Genomic DNA, 26,352 nt, shown 5'->3' on the forward strand with positions numbered 1-26,352 from the left:
TTTGCATTCCTATTGTCAAATCATAAAAAAATCATCTTTTTATTAGAGTTGATTTTTTTGTGATATTCATTTAAAGAATGATTTAGCTCTAACGAAATAGGTAAATACATAGTAGGATTTTCATTGGATAGTTCAAGTTTGTATGAAATTCATATAAAAAATTATAAGAGTATGAGGTATTTTCTCAATACAGAAATGTAAAATTTTGTGTTAGCATAATATGTAGAAAGAAATTTAGGGGTGAATATGGAACTTAAACTAAATTTTACACAAAAAATAACAAATTTATCACCATCTTATTGTATAGGGACTAATGAAGTAAATATAAGTAAGTTACTATACAGACCTTTATATGAATATGAAAATAATGAATTAAGAATGAACTTAGTTGTTAGTGACAATCATAACGATGATTTTACAACATGGACTATATCAATCTGTAATTTTTATTGGAGTGACGGTAGTGAAGGAAATATAGGTGATTTAGTTAAGACGTGGGAGAATATTATAAGGGAGAATTTACAATATTCCTCATATCTATTAAATATTAAGGGTGCTAGTGAATTTAAGAATCAAGAAAACTCCAAAATAATAGGGTTGAAAATTAAGGACACAAAAACAATTTCTATTGAATTTATTGTACCAATTCCTTATTTTAGAGAGTTACTAACAAATATAAACCTATCTCCTGTAAAAGGAGTAGATAATCAAATAACTCCTTATACTATTGAAGATTTTATAAACAATAAGACAATACATACTAATAACAGTTATAAAATTCATAGTTGGAGTTCAAAAGAATTAGTAGTTAAATCCACTACAAAAAACAACATCTACAATAAAATTCATTTTACTTTTAGTACTGACTATAATCAAATATTAAATAGGCTAAATATTGGAGACCTACACATTCATGATGGAGGAACAATAGATGGAGAGCCGAACGCAAGGTACTTGGAAAAATACTTGAAGTATTATGACTTTTTAAGCACTTTTTACTTGTTCTTTAATATGTCCAAAGAAGATAAAATACCTGTGGCATTGAGAAGAGAATTAATGCAAGTTGTGCATAACGATGTATTTATAACTGGAACAGATAAGGTTCAAACTGATGCACTTATCCCGAGTGGTATCAGAAATTGGAGCACAGTTTCATATACAAATGATACTGGATATAAATGTATATCAATTGAACAACCTATTGTATTTATATGCAATGATGAGCCTCAGTACGTAAAATTATCAGAAAAATTGATAAATTTATGGGAAAGCAGACTACAAGTGAGATTTAAACTAGAGATTTATAGCTGGGACGAGTTTGTTATTAAGTTATCAAATGGAAGCTATGATATAGCAAGAGCTGGCTGGGTTGCAGATTTTCCTCATCCTCATAGTTTTTATGAAGTACTATTATCTGATAGTGAGTCAAATTATTCAAAATGGAAGAATGAAAAATTTGACAATCTTATTAAAGAATCGAGAATTATAGAAGATTTACAAATTATGAAGCAGAAATTTATTAAGGCTGATTGTCTTTTAAAAAAAGAAATCCCTGTATTACCAATTTACGAACATAAACTAAGGCAGTTAATTGGTAACAATGTTATTAACTTTGACATTTCAAATACTGGAGTAATAAATTATAAAACCACAAAACTAACATTGAGAGGAGGTGAAAACAATGAAAAAGATCGTAGTTCGTAAACTTGAAACAGTAAGTGTTCCACAACTTCGTCCTGGGACTTAATAATTAAGACATAAATTGAAAGGAGGATTTCAAATGAAGAAAATCGTAGTTCGCAAACTTGAAACAGTAAGTGTTCCACAACTTCGTCCTGGAACTTAATAATTAAGAGATAAATAGAAAGGGGGAAATATCATGAAAAAAATCGTAGTTCGCAAACTTGAAACAGTAAGTGTCCCACAGCTTCGTCCTGGAACTTAATAATATATTTTAATTAAATAATGTACCCTTTTAAGTTGGTACATAAGTCCATAAGAGAGTAGCCGAGTGGCTACTCTCTTTAATAAGAAAGGAGTAGAAAGCATGACAAGTATAAAATACAAGATAAAAGATACATATTTTATTTCAAATTATAATAATAAGGTACAAATTGGCGACGAGCCTGGTTTTTGTTTTGAGATAGAGGATGAATCAGGATTTTTTGTAGATTTTGTTCAGTTACTTAACGGTAAGAACTCTGTTGATGATATAAAAGAAATTTTGTTAAATAAATATCCTGAAATAACAGAAGAATATATATTAGATATGATATATGAGTTAGATAAAAATTCCTTGATAAAAGTTCATGATGATGTATCCGATGAAAATATAGAAGCAAGACACGTAAGCAACCTCAACTTTTTCGACAACTTCTCTAATTTAGAGACTAATAGTTATGACTTATTGTCAAGGTTGAAAACATTAAGAGTTGGAATAGTTGGACTAGGAGGTTTGGGAAGTAATCTGTTGACTCAGTTGGTGGGAATAGGTTGTGAAACAATTTATGTTATAGAGCCAGATATAGTAGAAGAAAAAAACCTAAATAGACAATTCTTATATAGAACAAATGACATAGGAAAATCAAAAGCAAAGGCAGCAAAAGATAATATACATATGCTAAATCCAAAAGTTTCTGTTATTACAAAGAACTTAAAGATTACTTCGGTTCAGGATCTATTGTCACATTTACCCGAAGAAATAGATCTATTAATATGTGCTGCAGATCAACCACTATTAAATATACAGCTTTGGTGCAACCAATATTGTTTAATGAAAAATATCCCATTAATCTCTGGTGGATTAGGATGTACCCAGGGTCACTTTTTAACAGTAATTCCAAATTCAACAGCGTGCTTAGAGTGCTTTTATCATGGATTAGTTAAGAATGATGATATAAAAAATACAGTAAAACAATTAATGAATTTTAAAAATAAGAATGCAGCTATAGCAAATAGTATAACTTTGATTGCTAGTTCAATCATGACTGAAATTATTAGAATGTTTGCGTTGAAAATAGACCCCGTGTCGCGTGGAAGAAGGGTGTTTATAGATTTTTTACACTTAAATTACATTCCTGAGGATACTTGGAAAAAAACAGAATACTGTAACTGTAATAAAACAAATCTACTTCCTCAAAAAACTGTACTTGAAGATATAGCAGGTGATTTAGTTGAGGCTTAATATAAATTTTGATAATAATTTAGGCTTTTCAAATCTCAATCCTGCTTTATGTCAAGATACTGCAAATGCAAATATATTGCATAACGTATTTCTTGGCTTATACGTATATGAAAGGAATGAGTTGAGGAAAGGTATTGTTAAAGATTTTCATTTTAATAAAAATAGTAATACATACATATTTGAACTAGAAGATAGAAAGTGGACAAATCAGACTCAAGTTACTTCAAAGGATTTTGTTATCCCTTGGATGCGAATAATAAAAAATAAGACATGTAATGTCGAACAGTTTAGAGTAATAAAGAATGTAAATAAATTTCTTAAGGGAGATGCAGAAGATAGAGATATTGGAATTCATATAATAGATGATAAGAAATTTTCTGTCACTTTAGAATATAATTGTCCATACTTCCTTGATATTACTGCTTCAACTCCCTATTTACCAATTCCGCATAACATACCAGAAGAAGATATAGGTTTAATTGGTAACAAAGATTACGTGGTGAAAAGAAATAACATTCAAAACATATTACTACAAAATATTAATAACAATGATGAAATCTATATAACATGTAATGGTGATGAAGAATCTATCCACAAGGAATTTATCTTAAAAAAAATTGATATAAGCGATGGCATACCATTAATGCATATGGATTATTATCAAAGAGAAGAATTAATCGAATACATTCCTGAGTTTGGAACCTCATTTATTCAATTTAATTGTATTAGTTTAAGTAGAGAAGAAAGATATTATATAGATAGGTCAATAAAAAAAATCATCTTAAGAGTCCATATAAACAGAATAAGTTAACTAATAATTTTGTACCTTGGCATCTAGTAAATCATACACCATTATTGAAATCAGATAATAAAATAGAATTATATCCTAGTAATTACACTCCTAAAGTGAAAAAAACTATAAAACTAATGGTAAACAATTTGGATTTGTATGTGACAATTGCACAAGAAGTAAAAAATAATATAGAAAAATTCTCCCCTTTTAAGATAGAACTAGTTACTGTAGATTGGGCTGAATATGTGGAAAGATTGAATAATAAAAACTACGATATTGTTATTAGTGGTTGGATAGGAGATTTCTTTGATCCTTATTCAATGTTATATATTTGGCACTCAGATTCTAGTTACAACTATTCAGGGTTCTCTAATAAAAGATATGATGAATTAATTCGTTCTAGTCAAAATATAGATAACTATCCTACAAGATATGAAACTCTATATAAAGCAGAGAAAATTATATTAGATGAAATTTGTATTATACCTCTATATCACTATCGATTGCCATTATTAGTTCAAAAGCATTTAGTAAAAAAGTTATTATTCTCTCCATTGGGCATAATAAATTTTGCAACAATGGAATCTCAAAAAGAGGTGTTAAAATTTGAAAGTCGTAAATGATTCAATAATAGAATTTTTCCCATTATACATCGAAAAGTATAATGGATTAGATGATGAGTACATTATTGGTAGGAAAGATATTGGCGAGTATATTAATGTACCTGTTGTTGCTGTTGAAGCCATAAATCTATTAAAGGAGGGTATGAGTGTAGCAACAACTGAAAATACGTTGTACACAAAATATCATGGAGAAATTGGTGTTCATGATTTTGTGGAAACTTGTATTGAATTAAAATTTATCGAGAAAGTAGACGGAATAGATGTAGCTCATAAAGACGCGGGGAATAAAGTGAAAAATCAATTTAATTTTATAAGCGAAGAAGTTTCGAGGACTTTATTTAATCCAATATGTTGGGTCATATACTCTGCTCTATTTTTGTATTCTATTTCTATATTATATTTATATCCAAAAACTATCCCAAGTGTCAAAGATTTTTTATTTCATGACTCCCTAACTATAGTAGTACTAGGTGGATTATTAAGCATGTGGGCTTTAATTTTTGTTCATGAGTTAGGTCATCTTATAGCTGCAAGGGCTAATGGAATAGAAAGTAAAGTTAAATTCGGCAGATCTGGGATGTATTTAGTTATAGAGACGGTAATACCAAATATATGGGCACTTTCAAAAAATAAGAGAAATGAGATATTTTTAGCAGGATTGGCGTTTAATTCTGTGATGCTTTCATTAAGTCTTACAGTTATCATGTTACACGACTTGAACATATTTATTATGACAGAGTCATTATATAGATTTATTAAATTTGTAATCATAATAAATGTATGGAGTTTTATAACACAACCACTTATTTTTACTAAGTCAGATTTATATTATGTAGTAAATAATCAATGGAATTGTACTAATTTGCATGGAAATACAGCGCTATCTGTTAAACAGAAATTAGGTTTTAAGCTAAATACTGAAGAAAATCAAAATTTAGATTCGCTATCATCTTTTGAGAAATTGGGAGTAAAAAAGTATACACCGATATATATAATTGGTTTATTATTTTCAACTGGTATAGCAATAGTTTATCTTGGATTTACTTACTGGTATTTTAATAGATCCTTAGATGTATTTTTAGAATTTAAATATACTTCTCTATTATTTTGGGATCATCTATTTGGTGTTGGTTATTTAGTCACACCTATTATATGGCTATTTATATATTTAATTTATGACTTAATAAAAGAGAATAAAATAGGTTTAGATTCAAGGAGTGATGGATTATGAGTGTAGCGAAAAAAAGTGAAGTGTTAACAAAACAGTCACTGTTGCATAACAAAAATTTCTTGAATTTATGGGTAGGAGGTGCCTTTTCAGTAATTGGCTATAGACTTTACTCTTTACTTATTTCATGGCTTGTTATTGAACTAACTGGATCAACGGCAACACTTGGTCTATTGTTTGTTTTTTGGGCAATTCCAAACATGTTTTTTATGATTGCAGGCGGTGCACTATCAGATCAATATGATAAAGTGAAAATTATGTGGTTCTCAGATATAGTACGTGCCATTTCATTAACAATTTTACTAGTGTTGTACCTTAATAATTTAACTTACACCCCATATTTGTTTGTCATATCACTTATATTTGGAATAAGTAATGCTATGTTTACACCAGCTAGAGACGCATTGTTACCAGAGATAATCGAAAAATCTGATATTCAAAAAGGCAACTCTCTCAGAGAAATAGTAAATCAAATAGCAATTGTAATAGGACCTCTCATAGGTGCAATAGGCGTAGAATTACTGGGAGTAGGAGAAGCATTTATCATTCCAGTAATGTTCATGATATTCTCAGCAATTTTTATAAAAAAAATTTCATACAAAAAAGAGAATATAAATAAAAAAGAAAAGAAAAATTTCTTAAATGAAATTAAACAAGGGTTATTAATTGTTAAGGGAAATAAGCCAATATCATTCTTGTTTGTATGCATGGCGATTTTCAATCTAGGCTATTTTGGACCCTTAGTTATTGGATTACCGTACTTGTCCAATGTTGTGTTACAGAAAGGAATAATAGGTTTTACCATACTTGAGATATCTATTGCATTAGGTATGGTTATCGGTAGTGTGTTTTGTTCGAAAGTAAACATCTTTAAAACTGGACTAGTTGTAGCTATGTGTACTTTACTATCAGGAGCACTATTCTCATCTATTGGATTTATAGGAAATATTATTATTATAAGTATAGTTTTGTTGTTAATTGGTTGCCTCGTAACTATTATAAATATATTACTGTATTCTACTGTTCAAAAAGCCTTCGATGTTAAAGTGTTGGGTGTAGTATTAGGTCTATTAAATTTTATGATTGTTGGAATGGATCCTATATCTTTTTTTATCTCAGGAATCGCATTTGATATGTATGAAGTAAGGTATGTATTTTTATTAGGGGGATTATTAGTTTCAATTGCCGGATTGATAGGTGTATGTAAGAAGAGTATTAGGCAACTAGTTACAAGTTAATGGAGGCATAAGAATATGATTAAAGCTATAAGAGCATTAAGTCAGGAAGAGTGGAAAAATCTTTGGGACATTATCCTAGAAAAAAACATTAGCAACTATTTTCCATATATCGACTCAACCGGCTATTATACTGAAATTATAAACAAGTGGAATAGAGTAACGGTTATTAGCTGTAGGAAATTTTACGAAAATATATATTCGGGGTTACTATTCAATGAAGTTGCTGTTACTTTAGAATCTCAACTTAACAATGGTAGTGAAATTTTAATACTGAATAAAGATCAATTTAGCGAATATAGCTATATCATATCTTTTGTTAATAGAACTAATAATACTCGTAGTTTTGATAGCATCCAAGATTTAACTAAATATTTAGAGAATAAAGAAGTTCATGAAATTTCAAGTACAATACTAGCTTCATACGAGGGTATTAAAACACTAGATTTTTTTGATAATTATAATCTTTTGCTAGGTAATTGCGGTGTTATAACTGCAAATAGTGTAGAAGAGCTTTCATGGGTTATTTTAAAGGGTATATTTAGCTCTTTAGTTGTTTGCGATAGAGAGTTAACAAATAACGAAAATCATATAGTCTTACCCTATTCAAAAAAGCAGTTTAACAATCCAGTAAAAGACACGGTCATATATAACAATGAATCTACTTTGTTAGAGTCTTTTGAAAGACTGGTAAATAAAAAAAGAATTAATTCTTTCTATATATCAACGCATGGATCAGAAGATTGTATTTTATTGTCTGATAGTATAGTTTGTGGTCAGTCGAAGAGATTTAGAGGCAATGGTATGGATTGTAAAATAAATGAAAAATGTCCTATTCATAAAAAGGGTATATTAGCAGCTGATATACCAGCTGATTTTGTTGTAAATAGTACTTGTTTTGGCTACAGACCATTTAATACTATTCTACCCAGTTCAGTATCATTAAGTAACGCCTTTTTAGAAAACCATGCAAGTATATATATAAGTTCTATTGGTATTAAGCATGGGCCAGATGCTGAAATTTGCTTACTACATAACTTACTTTTAGAAGGGTATACAGCTGGGGAATCTGTACAAATTCTTAATAACTGGTTATATCAAAGTAATGTTGATTTCCCGTGTTACTTAGTGATTGGCAATCCAAATCAAAAATATAGAGTCTCTAATCAGAAAAATTTAGAAGAAACTCTTGAGCTTACAAAAGAAAATGATATATATAGAATGACTATTAAGCAACTTAAAGATAAATCTTTCTTAAAAATAAAATTAGATTCGTGTATAGAAAAATTTTCATACATCGAGAACACATCAAGGATTAACTATTATTATTCTATTGTAGAAGAGAAAGGTGAAAGATATTTATATTTATATTCATGGCAAAATTTCAATAGAGAACGAATAGAAATTATTTTTCATTCGACAATCCCTAAGTTATCCTTTAATAATTTTCAATTAAGTGAATTAGAGAAAAAAATTGTTGGCAATAAATACGAGAATGAAACTACTGAGTTAACTAATCTAATTTCAGAGAGTGCAAGTACCATTAAGGAAATGAAATTTGACCCTAATGCATTTAACAAGATAAGAAATCTCTACAAGAATATTAATGAAAAACATCAAAAACTTCAAGAAATAATTATTGAAAAACTCATGAAAAAATCTTCAAGTGCTTATAGTATATTTTTACCTGAGCTATATATTCAACAGGTACAGATGTTGAATCATACAGTAACAGAGGGAGTTTGTTTTATATGCGACAATAAAGCAAAAGAATATACTTTTAAAAATGAGGCTACTAGTGAAAAACGATTTTTAACTTACTGTCCCAAATGTGGATGTATTTCAGACTACTCATCAATGAAAAAAGTTAAGTTAGAAATAATAGGGAGAAGTGATATACCTAATTTAGGTATATTTAAGCAAACACTGGTTATTAAAAATATTTCAAGTGAAAATGTGAAGGGTCTAGCATTTTTAACCCATCTTGGTTTAGATGAATGGTCTAGTGTAAACAAAAATATAATCGAATTTGAATTAGAACCTGGTAAAACAGAAGAACATGTGTTTGAATTTGAGATTATGAAAGAAATTCAACCTAGTATCTATTACTTCAAATCTATGGCGATAACCAATAGTGAGCTATATTATGCAAATAAACCAATTTTCTTCTATAAAGAAGCTTTTTTGTAAAAAAATGTTGTAAGTCCATACGAAAAAGTGTAACAATATTCCTGGGTATATTTCATCAAGAATGAAAGGGTTTTTATTTTGGGAATTGGGAACTTAATAAAACATCAAAGAATTGAAAAAGGATTCACCCAGGAAGAGCTATGTCTAGGTATATGTTCAGTTTCCTATTTAAGCAAGATAGAGCATTCTGTTACCATACCAAGTAGAGAGATCATAAACTTGCTATTGAGCAGGTTAGGTATACAGGAATATGATAATCATGAAGATAGTAATCTTGAAAGTAGAAGAAAAATGATTATTAACATATATAAAGGATTAATTGAAAAAAAGAACTTCGTTGAAGAAGATAATATTTTAGAAATTTTTGAAAGTAAATTATATATTGGAGATAATTGGGTTTTAAGAGACTTAGTATTAGTTAGGTACAATATAAATAAAAGAGAACTAGAGAAGGCTGAAATCATTCTATCTAAGTTATCTGATATTATAGATAATTGTATTGAGCAGGAAAAGTTTATCTTTTTTAAAAATAGAGGACTTTTAAATTATCTTAATAGTAATTTTACTAAAGCATTAATCGATTATAATCAAAGTAAGTCATTTATCACAAATTTAAATATCTTGGATTGGGACATAGCAGATTTATATTTTCAACTTGCATTAACAAATGGTAAGCTTCAAAAAGTACAAAATAGTATTGAATTTGCATCAAAAGCCATAGAATACTTTGATAAAGATTACAATTTTTTGAAATCTGCAGATTGTCAGATTTTATTAGGCATATCGTATCAACGCTTAGAAAATTATGATGCTGCTATGAAATCGTATGATCTAGCCTTAAGAATAGCCAAAACTTTTAATGATACTACACTAATGAGTTCTATATATCATAATCTAGGTTACTTGAATAGTTTAAGGGATAACTATATGATTGCAGTAAAATATTTCAATAAAAGCATAGAAATTAGATGTGGGAATGACAAAGTCATAAAAAAAAATATAAATAGTATTTTAAATACTATACATTCGATGATACAGCTCCATTATAAAGAAGGGAATGTAATTGAAGTAAAGAGGTTCTTAGATATGGGTGAAGAAATGCTAGAACATTATAATAACTACCCTAATCTAGAGTATAAATATCATTTTAATACTTATAGTAAGTTGATTCACAACGCTATAGACAAAAATCATTATATAGAATCTGAGGTACTACCATATTTTAAAAAGAAAGAGAATAGTCGCTATATTTATAAATATTCAAAGATTTTAGCTCAAGTTTATGAGATTGATAGGAAATATAAAAAAGTGTCTATTTTTATAAGATTGCAGAGCAAACTTTACAGACTATAATACCAAAAACTTTTATTGAATAGGAGTCCGTTATTATGAAAAAATCATTACGAATTTTTATAAGAGTTACTTTTGTTATACTAATTTTAAAGGCCAATACTGGCTATATTACTTTGGCAGAAGAAGCATTTCCAGAACCGACAAGTATAAAAATAACAAAATAGTGCTTAGTTTACATATATAAGTCTATTGATTAGGTGAATTGATATGTTTAATTTAAAGGATAAAATATTAAAAGTTATTCCTGATAATATAGATATTGGTTTTTACTTGTATGATTCATATACAAAGAAAAGTGTTTCAATAAATGGTGATATAATGTTTCCAATCGCAAGCATTACTAAGTTTATTATTCCAGCAATATTACTAAAAGAAGAATTCGATATTTGCCATGAAGATGTTATTAATTGTATTAGTAAACATTCAAAAAAATCATATAATACTTTAATATCTAAGTGTACAGTAAAAGAAATTAACACAATGTTACAGGACTTATCTATTAATATTAAAGTTGCAAAAGATAATAGCGATGTTATTAGAAATATAGGGTCTCCAAAAAGTTTGGTTGATTTCTTAAAATTTATTTTTGATGAAGAAAACCTTAATATAGAATATAGAGACTTATTGTTTAATTCTCTTTGTAGTCAATCAGATAACGACGGTTTTCGTTTTTTCGAAAAAGGAATATGGGCGCATATGACTGGAGGTTTAGAAGGAGTTTGTAACGATTTGGGTATTTTGAAATTAGAAGATAGAAAACTATATATTGTAGGATTATTAATCACAAAAGACCCTAGTATTACTTGGGAAGTGCAAGAAATTCTATTGTGTAGGATAGGGAGAATAATAAAAGAAATTTATGCAGAAGTACATTAAATGATAGGTCTGATTATTGAAGTAATAGTACTGGATATATGGCTAAATAATATATAATTTAATTTAGGAGAGATTTAATGTTACTGGAGTATTTTTATGATGAAAAACTTGCACATGCATCATATCTAGTAGGCTGTCAAGAAACCAGAAAAGCGATTGTTATTGACCCAATGAGAAACATTGATCCCTATATTGAATCTTGTAAAAGAAGAGGCTATGAAATTGCAGGAGCTTTTGAAACTCATATTCATGCTGATTTTGTCTCTGGTATAAGAGAATTACATGAACATGGAGCAGAACTTTATCTATCTGATGAAGGGGATATAGATTGTAAATACCAAAATATAAATCATTTAAATGTTAGGCTCGTCCAAGACAAAGATATGATATACATTGGTACATTAAAATTCACTGTTATTCATACCCCTGGTCATACCCCAGAAAGCATATCTATTTTACTAACAGATATAAGTGATAGTAACGATATTCCAATTGGAATATTTACAGGAGACTTTGTATTTGTAAATGATATTGGAAGATCAGATATAATGGAAAGCATCACCGGTTTATCTGATTATTCAGAAACATGTGCTAGACAAATGTATAGTTCTCTACAAAAGTTAAAAGAATTGCCAGATTATCTACAAATATGGCCAGCACATGGAGCAGGAAGTGCATGTGGTAGAGACCTTGGAGATATACCGTCAACAACTGTGGGATACGAAAAGCGATTAAATTGGGCCTTTAAGATAGAAGAGGAAAAAGACTTTCTTTTTACACTACATGAATATAATACTGAATTACCAAATTATTTTACTAATATAAAATTAGTAAATAAAGTTGGTCAAAAATTATTAAAACATGTTCATTGTATTAGGGAATATACTGCATCTCATGAAATTGAGGAATTGGTAGAAAGTGGTGCGCAAGTTATTGATACTAGAGATACTCATTGTTACTCGTTAGGCCATATTAAGGGAACTATAAATGTACCTTTTAATAGATCTTTTTGTAACTGGATTGGTTGGTTAATTAATTACAGTAGACCTGTTTACGTACTAGTTGAAGACATAAAAGTTTTGGAATCTATCAAGATAGCGTTATACTCTGTTGGTGTAGATAATTTAAAGGGGTATGCATTAAATAGAAAAGTAATATACAATAATCATAAACTAATCACCTATAACAGCATTACCCCTAAACAAGCAAAGAAATTAATAGACACACAAGACGCTTATATACTTGATGTTAGAAGCTTTTCAGAAAGGGAAAAGAGTCATATAATACAATCCCATCACATTATGTTAGGAAACTTACCAAGTAGGATTAAAGAACTTGAGTTTAATGAACCTGTAATAGTTCAATGTGCAACTGGTATACGCTCTGGTATTGCTGTATCTATCTTACTAGCGAATGGAATCGAAAATGTATACAATTTATCAGGAGGATTATCTCAATGGGAGAAGGACCTCTCTAACGTAACTTAACAAGATACTATACTATTGCAGAGAGTTATAGTGGTAAGTGACAGGCACTATTAGTTCCTCGTACTGTTGAGCGTGATAGACGAATTAGTACATCATATTCAGGGTGATTCAATTACGAATTTAATTTATGATTCTAATACGGCAAGATTAGTGGAAATTTGTAAATAGCCGTGGAGATATTAAACAAGAAAATATAATGAGTTTAAAATGAAATATCTGTTCTAGACCAACTTTTATTTGACCACATTCTGACCATAAAACATATTTGGGGCGGTATGATGTAAGGCTAAGTGCCGAGCATCGAGCTTGTTTCAAGGACCCTCATCTGGAGAGATTCTCTGGGTGGGGGTTTTTTGTGTTTGTGTATGTAAATAGATGGGTTTAATTGTTGTTATTTACTAGAGTTACCTTTGATTATCAAGGAATAAATATCGACAAATACCGGTAAGTGACAGGCATACTTTGTTAAGGACCCTCATCTGGAGAGATTCTCTGGGTGGGGGTTTTTTGTTGTTTATGTATGTGAATAGATGGGTTTATCTGTTATTATTTACTAGAGTTACCTTTTGATTATCAAGGAATAAATATCGACAAATACCGGTAAGTGACAGGCACACTTTGTTACAAGACATGAGACACGATTTTATTGTTTGATAAAAAATGTTTGTTTAATCATTTGATTAAACATCTTATTAAACTTTACAAATTTCTACATTTTTCCTGAAATTCTAGTAAAATTAACAATAGACGTATATTAAATAAGCCATATATGGAATTTCTTATTTTGTTGTTAGTTTGGAGGTAATTTATTTGGCATCAATTGTCTGGGAACACAAGTCTATATTGTGCGGTAAACTAAGAAATTATCAGATTAGAGGGATAGAGACTTCATTAAGTTATATTAAGAGTTCATCAACCAAACAAGCTTTAATAAAGATGCCTACAGGAACGGGTAAAACATTTGTAATAAGTGTATTAGCACTATTTATTAAAGGGTGTAATAACATTCTAATTGTCTCCCCTTCTGCAACAGTTAGAGACCATCTTTATCGAGAAATAAAGAAGAATCTATGGGAGAAATTGGAGTTAGAACTAAATCATAAAAAATATATTCATAAATTGTTTCCATCAAACGTAGAAGAAGTAATTAGTGGAACAGAGAAAAAGGTCTTTATAACTACTATACAAGCTTTAACTCAAATAAAAAATGACAACCATGAAGCTTTTAATTCATTAGAAAGGTGTATCGATTTGATTCTTTTTGACGAAGGACACAAAGAGCCTGCAACTACTTGGAGTGAGACAATCAGAACATTAGGAAAAAAAACAATTCTATTTACAGCAACTCCAATAAGAAACGATTACAACTTATTTAATATAGATGAAAATTATTATTTTAATTATTCTCTTAAAAAAGCATTTGATGATGAGATAATTCGTAAATGCGAGTTTAAACAAGTTGAAATGAATTCTGAAGGTGATGAAGATGTAAAGGAGTTTATTGATAAAATAATTGAAATTAAGGGAGTATATGATAGAGAGCATAATTATGAATCCAAGGTAATTATAAGGTTTGCTAATTTCGAAGATCTAAATTTTGCTATTGAATACCTACTTACTATAGAGGAAAAGTCTGTTGCAATTCACGAAAGGTTTCTTAATACAAAAAACAACCAAAATAAGTATAAGGATGTACCATATGGAAATAATGCAATTTACTGGTTGGCTCAAAATAAGTTGGTGGAAGGGATCGATGATAGTAGATTCGTGATCTTAGGAATTTACAGTCCATTTGATAATGCAAGGTCATTGATTCAACAAATCGGTAGAGTTTTAAGAAAAGATTTAAATAACACATCTACTGAAAAGAGCTATATAGTAATTAAATCACAGGATAGATCTCAAGAAGATACCTGGAATACCTTCATTAGTTATGAGAATGACAATGACAGTTCAAATAAACTTCCAGTGATAAACTTTAAGGGTTATTTCAAAGAGTCAATAATAAATCAGCCTAATTATATATACAGCTCAAAAAAATTCTTGAAAAGATTTAATATAGAAAACGAATTAGAATTCCAAGACATACTTACACGCTATAAATTACCTTTAAAAGCAAATATCTTCTCTTATAGGGCAGTCGCAGATGAGGAATTTAAATTCAAAGAGCTTATAGAAGAAATTATTGAACAGAAAGAACTATCAAATGAATTTGCAATTAACCACCATCAAAACCAAGATGAGAAACAAAGTCTAGTTGTATATGCTAAATATAGTAACTCTTCAATATTAAATAATGAGTCATTTATTGAAGTAAAATTAGGTTTGTTTTATTGCTGGATGCATAATAATTATTTATTTTTTTATGATACAAATAATTATGTGCCTGCTAGTATTTTAGATTTTTGTGATCCAGTTAGTAATCAAAAACTAGAAACATTGTTTAATGAGAACTCAGAATTCACTGAGGTCACACTTAAAAATGGATTTATAAGTCATAATAATATAAATAGACAGGTAATTAATAGTAAAGATATAAAAGAAGTTGCTCCTAACGTTACCGATAAATATAATTTTTGTACCAATGTAACAGGGAAAATAGAGGTAGACGGTGGTAGTAGTAGAAGGTACATAGGGTTTTCAAACAGTAGGATATCAGATAATTATGGATATGTTTTATTAGTGGATTATTTAGATTGGATAGAGAAAATTGCTAGTAAAGTTACTATTGAAGATGAAAGCACAATATCATTTTTTAAGAGATATTCTCCTGCTGTTGGAATTCCTGAAAGTACAATTCCGATTTTAATAACTTTTAATTTAAGTCATATTAAAGACTATATTGTAGATAGTAATGATGAAAAGGTAAAAGTTGAAGAATTAAATTATAGAGTTGAAAATAATAAATTTGAGTTAGAAGTTGACGGAGAGAAAATATACGTAAATATTAAGTTTGAAAAAAATAAGTACCTGTTAACCTATGAAGATAGAAGTATTAGGTATTATTTCAGTGAAGACATTAGTAAAGATGAGCATAATATAAGAAGACATGAATCATTACTTAGTTATTTAAATCGTTCTCAGGATTTTCATATAGTAACTAATGATGCTAGTCATATCTATTACAAGAAAGCCTTTTATAAATGTGTGTTAGAGAGTAATGATGAAAGACTTAATACAGTCTTTGGTGAGTATCAGCTCATTGATGATAAGAAGATTCAAAGTGAAAAAGGAGATTTATCAATTGATAGAGATGAGTGGAGTGAGGATTCCTTATTCTATTTAGTATCGTCTTTAGGTCAAGATTTAGAAGCTGGAAATGAGATAAAAGAAACATTAAATGATATGGACTATCTTATTTGTACGGACTTAGGAACAGAGGTAGCAGACTTTGTAGGTCTCGATACAAATAACAAAAGAGTTTACTTTATTCATTGTAAAGCTAAAGATGCGACTCGTTCAGCGAGCGTTTTTCAAGATATCTGCTCTCAAATTATTAAAAATCTTGATTATGCTCATCCTTTAAGTGATCGTATTCCTGATCAAGTTGAAAAATGGAAAAACAATTGGAAGTTGAAAAAAGTAGAAAGAAAGAGAGTAATTAAAGGTGACATTGATCCAGAAGAGGTTTGGGAACTGATTAAAAAGTGTCAAAGAGATCCTCAATCTACAACTTTTATTTGGGGACTTACTTCAAAAATGTTTTCTTTAGATGAGTATAAAAGACAAAAAAGCCTAGACTTAAAACAAACACCTGAGATTATTCAGATAGATTATCTTTTAATGAATACTTGGGCAGCGGTTCAATCAGTTGGAGCAAAGTTTAAATTTTTCTTTGATAAAAAAGCATAGTTAATTAAAGTAATATATAATTTGAATTAGCTGTCGTAAACATAATGTTAAATTAGCTTAACAAAAGAGGGAGGATTTTTTATGGGCCAAGGTGTTATTATTTCAAAACTAGGTTCTTATTACGATGAATTAACAAATAAAATGACACAGTTAAGTAATACAAATAGCTGGGATGTAAATTTAGATACTAGAATACAAGTATTCGGAAAAATAGCTAACGTACTTCAGTATGCTCAGATATCTTATGTCTTTGATGTAAATACATTTGCGCAAATGATGAAAGATCAAGGACAACCTAATAATAAGATATTAAGTATTGCTGAAAATTATTACAGTTTAGTTGGTTGGTCTAGTTTTTTAAATGTATTCTCTGCTATAGAAAGTTCAATTAGGGCGATTGCTAAGGAACTAAGTATGGATTGGAAAAGCCCTTATTATAAACTATATAATAATTTGTTTACAAATGTATTAGGTGGTACAGCTAATTCGAATTACATCAGAGCAATGGAGTTATTTAATATATGTAGGGTTTCTCGAAATACTATACATAATAATGGTGTCCATGTTAATCAAACTGAAACATTTTCATTTTTGGGCGGTAATTACACTTTTACTGAAGGAAGTGTAGTTAGCTTTATCAATTGGGACTTCTTTTTTAGTATGATAGGTGAAATTATTATAGTACTTGACCTATTAGTAAATTCATCTGGTGTAGCTTCTTTTAGCCAAATAAAGGATCTTAGAGCTTAAAAATGTTTATTAAATAAGGTTCTAGCTTAATCTCAGGCAGCTTTGAATATTGTAATACAAAAAGGTAAACACTACTACACCAATCTATCTGCCATCACTACTCAACCCATGTGGAGTGCCTAAACAACTGAATATATCCGTATACTTGTATTTGCTAACATTTTGCTAACAAAATGTATGGAACTAAACCATAGAAGAATATAATATCGAACAGCAAGTATACTCAAAATCTTTGATTTACTGGACTTCAGCAGCATCAAATGAAAGATATTACCGCTCCCACGGTAGGGGCGGTATGATGTAAACTGCCCCTTAAACCCTTGATATGATTGGGTTTATTGGTATGGTGAGAGCGGTATGCTAACATATTACTAACACTGAGTTAAATTAACGGAGGCTTCTCATGAGTTCATTGAACTTTTGGGAAGCCTCTTTTTCATTTTTTTTTGTAACAAGGTAGAAGGAGCATTCCAGATTTACCAGTAGAAGCTGCCGCGGTATAGCAAAAGTCTGAAAAAGGGTTTTAGGTATACCAGGGGAAGCTGCTGCGGTATAGCAGAAGTCTGAAAAAGGTTATTAGGTATACCAGGGGAAGCTGCTGCGGTATAGCAGAAGTCTGAAAAAGGCTATTAGATATACCAGGGGAAGCTGCCGCGGTAAAGCAAAAGTCCAAAAAAGCATGTCAGGTATACTAGGGGAAGCGTGAGCGGGATAGTAGAATGTAGAAAAATCAACCCAGGTATATCACTGGTAGACCTTATTTTATTACAAATAATTCTTTTTGTATCACCTAGACTATTCATCTGAAAAAGAATCAAAGAAGAGTTAAAGAAATACCCTTAACTTTCCCAGATCACGCAGCAATATTAAAAGTGGCGCTGGTCACTCATTAGAATAGATAAATTTACTAATAACATTTTTTATTAGTAGGTAAAAATGGTTTTATTACCTGAAATAATGTCTATTGAGGGGCTGGTATGCCGGTAAGTGGTAGGCAAGTTTTAAGCAAAAATAATGAGGTTAGCCTACTTAGTAAAAGTAACCTAACCTCAAGTGGATTTTTTTTAACTAGATTTTTGAACTAAAGTATTTATCTTACTTTTTATATACACTAAATAATTTTGAGTATTGCAAATAAGCTACAAAAAAATCTTTATTATGTGTTGAGTTAATTATTCGATAAGGATGAGTCTATCTTATTTGCAAGTTGATTAATAACTTCCACTCGGTTTAAAAGAGCAGTTGACAAAGAACTTAATTCATTTGTTGCTGCGGTTTGTTCTTCAGTACTTGCAAATATTATGTCAACATTTTTTGTGAATGCAACTGTAATATTGGAGATCTGTTCTATTACTTCCCGTGTCTCTTTATAGTTTTCTAACAAAGTAGAAGAGGAGGTTGAAATCTCTTTTATCTGGTTGCTTACATCTTTAGTAGACCAAGAGATTTGGTTAAATATAACATTTGTTGCATCGATTTGGTCAGTACCTTTTTTTATTTCAGTGCTACTTACTTGCATCTTTTTGGAGACATTGCCAATGCGTGCTTGGATAGATTCTATTACATTTTGGATTTCCTTTGCGGAGTTGCTAGATTCATAGGCAAGCTTTCTTACTTCTTCAGCAACTACTGCAAATCCTTTACCATAATCCCCAGCTCTTGCTGCTTCTATAGAAGCATTCAAAGCCAACAAATTAGTTTGATCCGCTATTGATGTAATAATGGAGACATACTTGTCAATATCTCTTGAAAATGAAAATAAATCTTGAACTAGTTCGTTAGTTTGTTCTGATGATTCAGAAATAAGTTTCATTTGATCGGATAAACTGTCTATAATGGAAGAACCATTGTCAACTTTATGTAAGGTATTCCTAGCATTTTCATGTAATACATTTGTATTACTTGAGATATTTTCTATTTGGGCAAGAATAGAGTTAATACTATTCACACCAATGTCTAACTCCTGTGATTGCTCTTTTGCACCTATTGATATCTTCTTAATAGAATTATAGATATCTTGACCTGCAGCTACCAATTCCTCTGATCCAGCTGAGAGTTGGTTCGTGTAATCAAGTGTTAACTCAGAAGTTTCGTTTAGGTTATCCACTACTTTTCTTAAGGTATCTTGGTGTAGAGATACCTTGGTTTCATATTCCTTTGTTTTCAATTTCTTTGCGTGTATAAACCATATAGTTGCACCACTCATAAACAGTAAATAGAATACGTGTAATAATAGTAGAGAAAAGCTGTAATCCGAAGTACCACATAACAATTCAGGTGCTAAAAAAAATCCTGCTAAGTGTTGGAAGGCAAATAGTGAGGTACTGATAATGATCAATCTAATCTGATCATAAAAAGAGATAATAGCAATAACCATAAAGATAGAAAAGTGATATTCAACTAATCCATTTCCCCCAGCTATAATTGAAATGCTACTAAATGTTAAAGTTAGCATATTATAATAAGGCAGAATGGAAGAGTTTTGATTGACCATATAAGTTATAAGGGCAAAAGTAATTGAGACGATAGGTATAAGAAAAAGAATGTTTTGCAATATTATTAGATTATGTGAGAAGACATCATAGTTCATTAAAACAATATATTCTTCTAGAAAGTTAAAGATTCTATGACTAACGTGTGTGATAATAGATATGCATAAAGTGATGAATGATAAAATCAGTAGCAGTTTATTTCTATTTGCTAATTCCATCTTGTGAACTCCCTCATATTAGTTAGTTTGTCTTAATGTAGGTATAAAATGCTTGTATAAAGTATGGAGTTATGGCTCTTTTATATTAAAGAGACTAAAGATAAAAGCATGCCCATCCTCTTAATCAACCCTTTTCAAGTTGTGATTTCCCCTCTTACACAAGTATCTTCCTATACATTTTTCTGAGCGTACAACAGACTCTCGATCCTATTTTTTTATTTCCCTTTAAAAGTAAGAGATGAAAACCGGTAACTCATACTTCTACTCACCTTAGCTTCATAAGCTCCTTTCTAAGAAAGTACTTAGATGAGGCAAATAATTTGCTTAAGCAAATCGTGTAGAGGGAACGATCCCTCTTCTTAATATAAGTACTTTATTTCCGTTTTGTCTATTATCGAGATGCTGAAGAAATGATGACTCTCATTCCCCACTTATGATCCCACCATAAGGATGATGATATAAGAATTGCTAATCCAGTTCTTTTATACTTGCAATATAAGTTACCTGTTATTGATACCTCAATTTATATCTTGTTTAGGGAATGGTTATGAAAAAAGAAGGTATATCCATTTGCAAATTATTGTTAGCACATTACAAAAAGAAGAAAATCTTGTAACACTAATTTCTCCACACAGTTCTATGTAAAACTTCAATATAGATGAGTTTGTTTAACTAAAATTTATCTCGAAAAGACATAAAAATGAAAAAATACTCCACATTTTAGTCAATTTTTTTGAATAATATTTCTACTCTTATCGCTGGGATCTAAAGGAAGGATTTACAAAGAGTGAGGAACTTATATCTCATCCCTCATCTGGAGATATTCTCTGGGTGGGGTTTTTGATGTGGGACAGTCACAGTTTAATAACAACATAAGGCTTGGTATGTATAAAATCCTAATTTTAACAGAATATATGGATATTCTTTTAAGCAAATCAAAAGGGTATCACTATCAATTAAAAAAGTTAGGTGAAACTATGCATACTGAAAAAATAAATTCCTTAGAGGTAATCATGCTATTGCTCCTATCTCTAGGTCTCTTAAATCATGTGATAATCATTCCTATGTTATTGGATAGCGGAGGAAGGGATGCATGGATATCTGTCTTAGCTAGTGGAATTCTATTTCTTTTGTTTGCATTGCTTATATCTTTTATTATGGCACGTACTGGTCAAGAAAATATTTATCTGTATTTAAAAAAACATTACGGTAGTTTTATTGCATGGTGTTTAATCACACCTTTTTGTCTATATCTATTTTTAAGCAGTTTTATTACATTTAAAGACACGGTTACATGGACAATTACCTCGTATCTTCCACAATCATCAAGTATTTTATTGGAACTTTTACTACTATCTTTGTGCATATACGCAGCTTTTTTAGGAATAAGGGTAATCGCCGTAGCAGCTGGAATAATATTACCTATAGTGGTGACACTTGGTTTCTTTGTGATGTCTGCTAATATGTCCAAAAAAGAGTTTTCCTTATTAAAACCTGTATTGGAGTTCGACATTGAACCTGTAGCAAAAGGGATGTTGGTAGCTTGTGGAGGATTTATAGAAATAATTTTATTATTGACCATACAACATCACTTGAAAAAACGTTTCCGTTGGTATCAAGTAATTTTAGTAGCATTATTATTGATTGGGTTAACTTTCGGACCGTTAACAGCCGCTATATCAGAGTTTGGACCACAGTTGGCAAAAGAATTAAGATATCCTGCATTCGAACAATGGCGTTTAGTAACACTAGGAACATACGTAGATCATGTTGATTACCTGTCTATTTTCCAGTGGTTAAGTGGTGCTTTTATTAGAGTATCTCTAGCATTTTTTCTTTTGCCAGATCTTCTACATATAGTTAATCAGAAGAAAAGAATATTTGTAGTCTTAGGTATAGCGTTTCTTTTTTTAATATCCAATTTTTTACCTATATCTGACATGGCACTATATTCAACAGTCTATAAATATGTCCTTCCAGGTCAGCTAATCATCTTGTTTGTAACTACATGTATTATCTTTTTGTTAGTAGTAGGAAAAAAGAAAGAAAGGAGGAATTTGCATGACTGAACAATCTTTCCCTATTACAGATCAGCAATTTTCACAAGCCCATGTGAAGGGTTTGTTTCAAAATTGTCATGATGTTAGCTTTCAAGAGATTAAGTTAAATTTTGATGGGCTATTCCAAACTGTTTTATTATTTTATTGCGATGGATTGACAAATGAAAAAACGATTCAATCAAGTATCCTTCAAAACTTGAGGAGTTTGTATAATACAAACATCTCAGAACATGATCTACAAACTATTCATCCATACCTTCACAAAGTGACAACTAATATATCAGACAATGAGATTGTTGATAGGGTATTCTTTGGAGAGGTTTTCTTGTTCGTACAACCAGCAAATCTTCTGTACTCTGTTAACCTTGCTGACTCTCCAAAACGAACTCCAGAAGAACCGAATACGGAAGTCTCCATTAGAGGTCCAAGAGATGGTTTTATTGAAGATATCTCAACAAATGTTGCACTTATTAGAAAGAGAATCAGAACGAACGATCTTAACTATGAACAGATAATGATAGGAGATCGTTTAAAAAATAAAGTGGGTTTATTGTATTTAAAGAGTAAGTGTCAACCTGAGATAGTGAAAGATATTAAAGGGAAATTAAATACGTTATCGAATAGGGACATAGATGCAACCATTCAGCTAGAGGAACTTATAATGCAACGAAAGAAATCGTTATTTCCGCTCTTTGTCTATACTGGTAGACCAGATTTTGCAGCTAAGGCGCTGTTGAATGGGCGTTTTGTCATTTTATTGGATGGTGCACCATCAGGTATAGTTGCGCCTATAAATTTTACGTTTTTATTAAATACTCCAGAAGATGCTAATACACATATAGCTTTTGTATTTATGGAGAGGATAATGAGGATCTTTGGATTTATTTTCGCCATTTTTTTACCTGGATTTTGGGTAGCTATTACTTCTTTTCATCAAGATCAAATACCGTACACGTTACTTGCGACAATTGTATTAACTAGACAAGGTGTTCCATTTAATGTGGGCTTAGAGTCCATTATCATGTTAAGTATATTTGAGATATTTCGTGAAGCTGGAGCAAGACTACCTCAGGCAATTGGACAAACGTTATCTGTTATAGGTGGATTGATTATAGGTCAAGCGGCTATAAGTGCTGGATTAACTGCACCAGGTGTATTAGTGGTTGTTGGTATATCTGTAGTTAGTAACTATGTGTTAGTAGATCAAACATTAGCCGGTGCAGTTACCTTATTAAGATTTTTTGTACTTACCCTAGCCATATTTTTTGGAATGTTTGGGTTTTTGATCTCTTTTTTCTTTATCATGTTATACCTTGCAAGCTTAAAATCATTTAATGTACCTTATCTTGCACCAGCATCACCATTTCATATAAAGGATTTTAAATATATCTTTTTTAGAACACCCAATAATTCATCATCAGAACAATCTACTATCTTGAAGCAACAACATGTAAAGGAAGAAAACGAATGAAAAAAACTCGTCTTTTAAAACTAATCAATTCTCTTTTTTTACTAATGCTTTTATCAAGCTGTTCTGGAAAAGAATTAGAACATATCCTTTATGTACATGCTATCGGTATTGATTATGTAGATGACAAGTATGTAGCTTTTATACAATTTATTGAATTTGGTGCTATTGCTAAACAGGAGGGTGGAAGAAAGGAGGCTACTTCTAATTGGATAGGTAAAGCTGAGGGATTATCTTTTGATATGGCTACTGATCACTTATATCGCTCAACGCAACAAAGAGTAAGTTGGGGATTAATCAAATCGTTAATTTTTACAGAAAGAGCATTAAAACAACCTGGATTAGTAGAAGAGGTAGTAGATGTGTTAAACAGATATAATGAGATTCGTCACACCATCTATACTTTTGGAACTAGTTCCTATGTAGAAAATATATTTAATGATACACCCATTTTAAATCTATCCCCTTTTTATTCACAACTAAGCGATCCGGAAGATATTTATGAACAATACTCTATAATTCAACCGATAATGTTACATAGACTGTTAAGTCATTGGTATGATTCAAGTACAACAGTGTTCATACCATTCTTAGGAACAAACGATTATCAATGGATTGAAAAGGGAAGACCACATTCAGCACTGGAGATGAATGGAATAGGCGCAATAACTGACGGGAAATACAAAGGTTTTTTTGAGCGTGACGAAGTATTAGGTCTAAGATGGGTTCAAAAAGGAACAAAGCGGTCTCCTGTTTATTTATATAAAAACAATAAAATCGTAGCATCCGTAGTAGCGAAGGAACCACAAGCAAAGATAACTTATAAAAAAGAAGGTGAAGAGGTTATTTTTGATGTGGGAGTAAATTGCAATGTTTCGATTATCGAAATGAGAGAACCTATGTCTGTAGAAGAGATTACAGATTTAACTAAGAAGGAAATTAAAAAGCAAATCAGAGAGATGTATGTAATGGGATTGGAAAAGGAAAGTGATTTATTGAACCTTGAGTATACATTGTATAAAAATGATCCTAATCTCTACAATAAATTAAGTAAAAACGAAGATTTCTTTCTCCATAAGGATTCTCTTGGTAAGATAAAGGTAGACGTCAGTATTCTTACTTCAGGTAAATCCAAGATGAAGAAAGAAAAAAATAGTAGTGAATAATATGGTGCCTGTCACTCCTGAAAATATCCCATTTCACAAAATGTTCCACGCAATACTCAAACTTACTTTTAGGTGACAGGCACTATTTACTTACATAATTCAGCTTTAAGCCCTTCATATGTTAAACCATCTTACCTATTGCTTTACTAATCTATGCAACATTCTCCTACCTACTCTCCTAAAATAGAAGCAAACACACATCTTTTGTCCTCAATAATTTGTCGGATTTCTTTGTGAAGTTATTACCAAATAAAAATAGTATCTTAGCATATCTATTGTATAATTTAAATGATAGTAAATAACCTAAGCAGGGTAAAAGAAATGTTGTGATTATCATTGAATCATCTAAATTCCGTTCCAATATAGATATGCTGGAAGTCTTAAACAACATCAAAGAGGGATGTTATTTTTTAAACGAAAAAATGGAATTTGAATTTATTAATCGTGCTGCAGAAAGCGTAATTGAGAAACCAAAATCCGAATTGTTAGGGAAATGTTTGTGGGACATTTTACCTGATTATATAGACACTAAGGTCTACCATACCTATAACAAAGCGTTTAAAGAACAGGAAATGCAATCTTTCGAAGTACTATCTCAGTATTCGAAAAGAATTGTAGAAGTAAAAGTTATTCCCAATAAGAATGGCTTACTAGTCATCTTCAGCGATGTAACGAATATTAGAGAAAAAGAAATAGAAGATCGATATTACGATAAGTTAAGAATCATTGGAGAAATGGCAGCAGGAGTGGCGCATGAAGTCAGGAACCCTTTGACTACAGTGAAGGGATTTCTTCAAATAATGTCAAAGGACGAAAATTTATCAAACTATGATGCGCATTTAAATCTGATGATTGATGAAATAAACCGAATTAATCAAATCATTGCGGAATTTTTAAGTTTATCTCAAAATAGAGCAAGAAATATAAAGGATTCTTCTTTAAACCAGATTATTACGACCATGTTGCCTTTGCTTCAAACAAGAGCGGTAAAAGAAGGAAAGATAGTAAAGGTACTTCTAGGTGAAATTCAGAATTTGTTTGTTGACCAAGATGAGATACGGCAACTCTTGTTAAACATGATTAACAATAGCTTAGATGCTATGGAGGAAGGGACATCTGTTTGCATTGTTACTTCTTTTGAAAAGGATACAGTTGTTCTCTCCATTCAAGATGAAGGTAGTGGTATTCCTAGTAACTTAGTTGAAGACATCCCAATACCTTTTGTAACTGGTAAAGAGAATGGAACAGGATTAGGATTATCCATTTGTTATTCCATTGCGCAGAGAAATAATGCCAAAATAGACTTTGAGACGAGTTCTAAAGGTACTACTTTTAACATTCGATTTATGAGTTGATTTAGGCTCTTCTAGTACATGG

18 protein-coding genes are annotated in these 26,352 nt (G+C 30.5%); 17 read left to right on the top strand and 1 reads right to left on the bottom strand.

Annotated elements, in window-relative coordinates:
* Positions 1-246: 246 nt before the first annotated feature.
* From G8O30_RS15505 to G8O30_RS15560, 13 genes are all read left to right on the top strand, one after another.
* Entirely contained in the window at positions 247-1,704 is a 1,458-nt protein-coding gene (locus G8O30_RS15505) for an ABC transporter substrate-binding protein (RefSeq protein WP_239672906.1), read from the top strand.
* A gap of 343 nt (positions 1,705-2,047) precedes the next feature.
* Positions 2,048-3,184, top strand: coding sequence for a ThiF family adenylyltransferase (locus G8O30_RS15510; RefSeq protein WP_239672907.1), 1,137 nt, complete (start codon positions 2,048-2,050; stop codon positions 3,182-3,184).
* Entirely contained in the window at positions 3,174-3,995 is an 822-nt protein-coding gene (locus tag G8O30_RS15515) for an ABC transporter substrate-binding protein (protein ID WP_239672908.1), read from the top strand. The genes G8O30_RS15510 and G8O30_RS15515 overlap by 11 nt, the downstream gene beginning before the upstream one ends.
* 95 nt (positions 3,996-4,090) lie before the next feature.
* The gene (locus G8O30_RS15520; RefSeq protein WP_338040682.1) at positions 4,091-4,600 is read left to right on the top strand and encodes an ABC transporter substrate-binding protein; all 510 of its coding nucleotides are present in this window, start codon (positions 4,091-4,093) and stop codon (positions 4,598-4,600) included.
* A complete protein-coding gene (locus G8O30_RS15525; RefSeq protein WP_239672910.1) occupies positions 4,584-5,831 on the top strand; it encodes a zinc metalloprotease in 1,248 nt (415 codons plus the stop codon). Before G8O30_RS15520 ends, G8O30_RS15525 begins: the two co-directional genes overlap by 17 nt.
* Complete coding sequence (locus G8O30_RS15530) at positions 5,828-7,066, top strand: MFS transporter (protein WP_239672911.1); 1,239 nt, start codon at positions 5,828-5,830, stop codon at positions 7,064-7,066. Before G8O30_RS15525 ends, G8O30_RS15530 begins: the two co-directional genes overlap by 4 nt.
* Before the next feature lie 15 nt (positions 7,067-7,081).
* Positions 7,082-9,253: a hypothetical protein gene (locus G8O30_RS15535; RefSeq protein WP_239672912.1), complete on the top strand. Its 2,172-nt coding sequence runs from the start codon at positions 7,082-7,084 to the stop codon at positions 9,251-9,253.
* Positions 9,254-9,331: 78 nt separating this feature from the next.
* Positions 9,332-10,606, top strand: coding sequence for a helix-turn-helix transcriptional regulator (locus tag G8O30_RS15540; RefSeq protein WP_239672913.1), 1,275 nt, complete (start codon positions 9,332-9,334; stop codon positions 10,604-10,606).
* 35 nt (positions 10,607-10,641) lie between these two features.
* Positions 10,642-10,770 (top strand): hypothetical protein, encoded by a 129-nt coding sequence (locus G8O30_RS16170; RefSeq protein ID WP_275576500.1) that lies wholly within the window; start codon positions 10,642-10,644, stop codon positions 10,768-10,770.
* Between the two features lie 43 nt (positions 10,771-10,813).
* Positions 10,814-11,482, top strand: coding sequence for a serine hydrolase (locus tag G8O30_RS15545; RefSeq protein WP_239672914.1), 669 nt, complete (start codon positions 10,814-10,816; stop codon positions 11,480-11,482).
* 77 nt (positions 11,483-11,559) lie between these two features.
* Positions 11,560-12,969: an MBL fold metallo-hydrolase gene (locus G8O30_RS15550; RefSeq protein ID WP_239672915.1), complete on the top strand. Its 1,410-nt coding sequence runs from the start codon at positions 11,560-11,562 to the stop codon at positions 12,967-12,969.
* 810 nt (positions 12,970-13,779) lie between these two features.
* The gene (locus G8O30_RS15555) at positions 13,780-16,821 is read left to right on the top strand and encodes a DEAD/DEAH box helicase (protein ID WP_239672916.1); all 3,042 of its coding nucleotides are present in this window, start codon (positions 13,780-13,782) and stop codon (positions 16,819-16,821) included.
* 81 nt (positions 16,822-16,902) lie between these two features.
* Complete coding sequence (locus tag G8O30_RS15560; RefSeq protein ID WP_239672917.1) at positions 16,903-17,571, top strand: hypothetical protein; 669 nt, start codon at positions 16,903-16,905, stop codon at positions 17,569-17,571.
* Positions 17,572-18,739: 1,168 nt separating this feature from the next.
* Here G8O30_RS15560 and G8O30_RS15565 read toward each other — a convergent pair.
* Positions 18,740-20,026, bottom strand: coding sequence for a methyl-accepting chemotaxis protein (locus G8O30_RS15565; RefSeq protein ID WP_239672918.1), 1,287 nt, complete (start codon positions 20,024-20,026; stop codon positions 18,740-18,742).
* 1,100 nt (positions 20,027-21,126) lie between these two features.
* On the opposite strand from G8O30_RS15565, the gene G8O30_RS15570 reads away from it, so the two are divergent.
* From G8O30_RS15570 to G8O30_RS15585, 4 genes are all read left to right on the top strand, one after another.
* Positions 21,127-22,350, top strand: a complete 1,224-nt coding sequence (locus G8O30_RS15570) for a GerAB/ArcD/ProY family transporter (RefSeq protein WP_239672919.1) — start codon at positions 21,127-21,129, stop codon at positions 22,348-22,350.
* Complete coding sequence (locus tag G8O30_RS15575) at positions 22,343-23,812, top strand: spore germination protein (RefSeq protein WP_239672920.1); 1,470 nt, start codon at positions 22,343-22,345, stop codon at positions 23,810-23,812. Before G8O30_RS15570 ends, G8O30_RS15575 begins: the two co-directional genes overlap by 8 nt.
* The gene (locus G8O30_RS15580) at positions 23,809-24,975 is read left to right on the top strand and encodes a Ger(x)C family spore germination protein (protein WP_239672921.1); all 1,167 of its coding nucleotides are present in this window, start codon (positions 23,809-23,811) and stop codon (positions 24,973-24,975) included. Before G8O30_RS15575 ends, G8O30_RS15580 begins: the two co-directional genes overlap by 4 nt.
* Before the next feature lie 326 nt (positions 24,976-25,301).
* Entirely contained in the window at positions 25,302-26,330 is a 1,029-nt protein-coding gene (locus G8O30_RS15585; protein WP_239672922.1) for a two-component system sensor histidine kinase NtrB, read from the top strand.
* The last annotated feature ends 22 nt before the right edge of the window (positions 26,331-26,352 follow it).

This window comes from Mangrovibacillus cuniculi (assembly GCF_015482585.1).
Lineage (GTDB): Bacteria > Bacillota > Bacilli > Bacillales > R1DC41 > Mangrovibacillus > Mangrovibacillus cuniculi.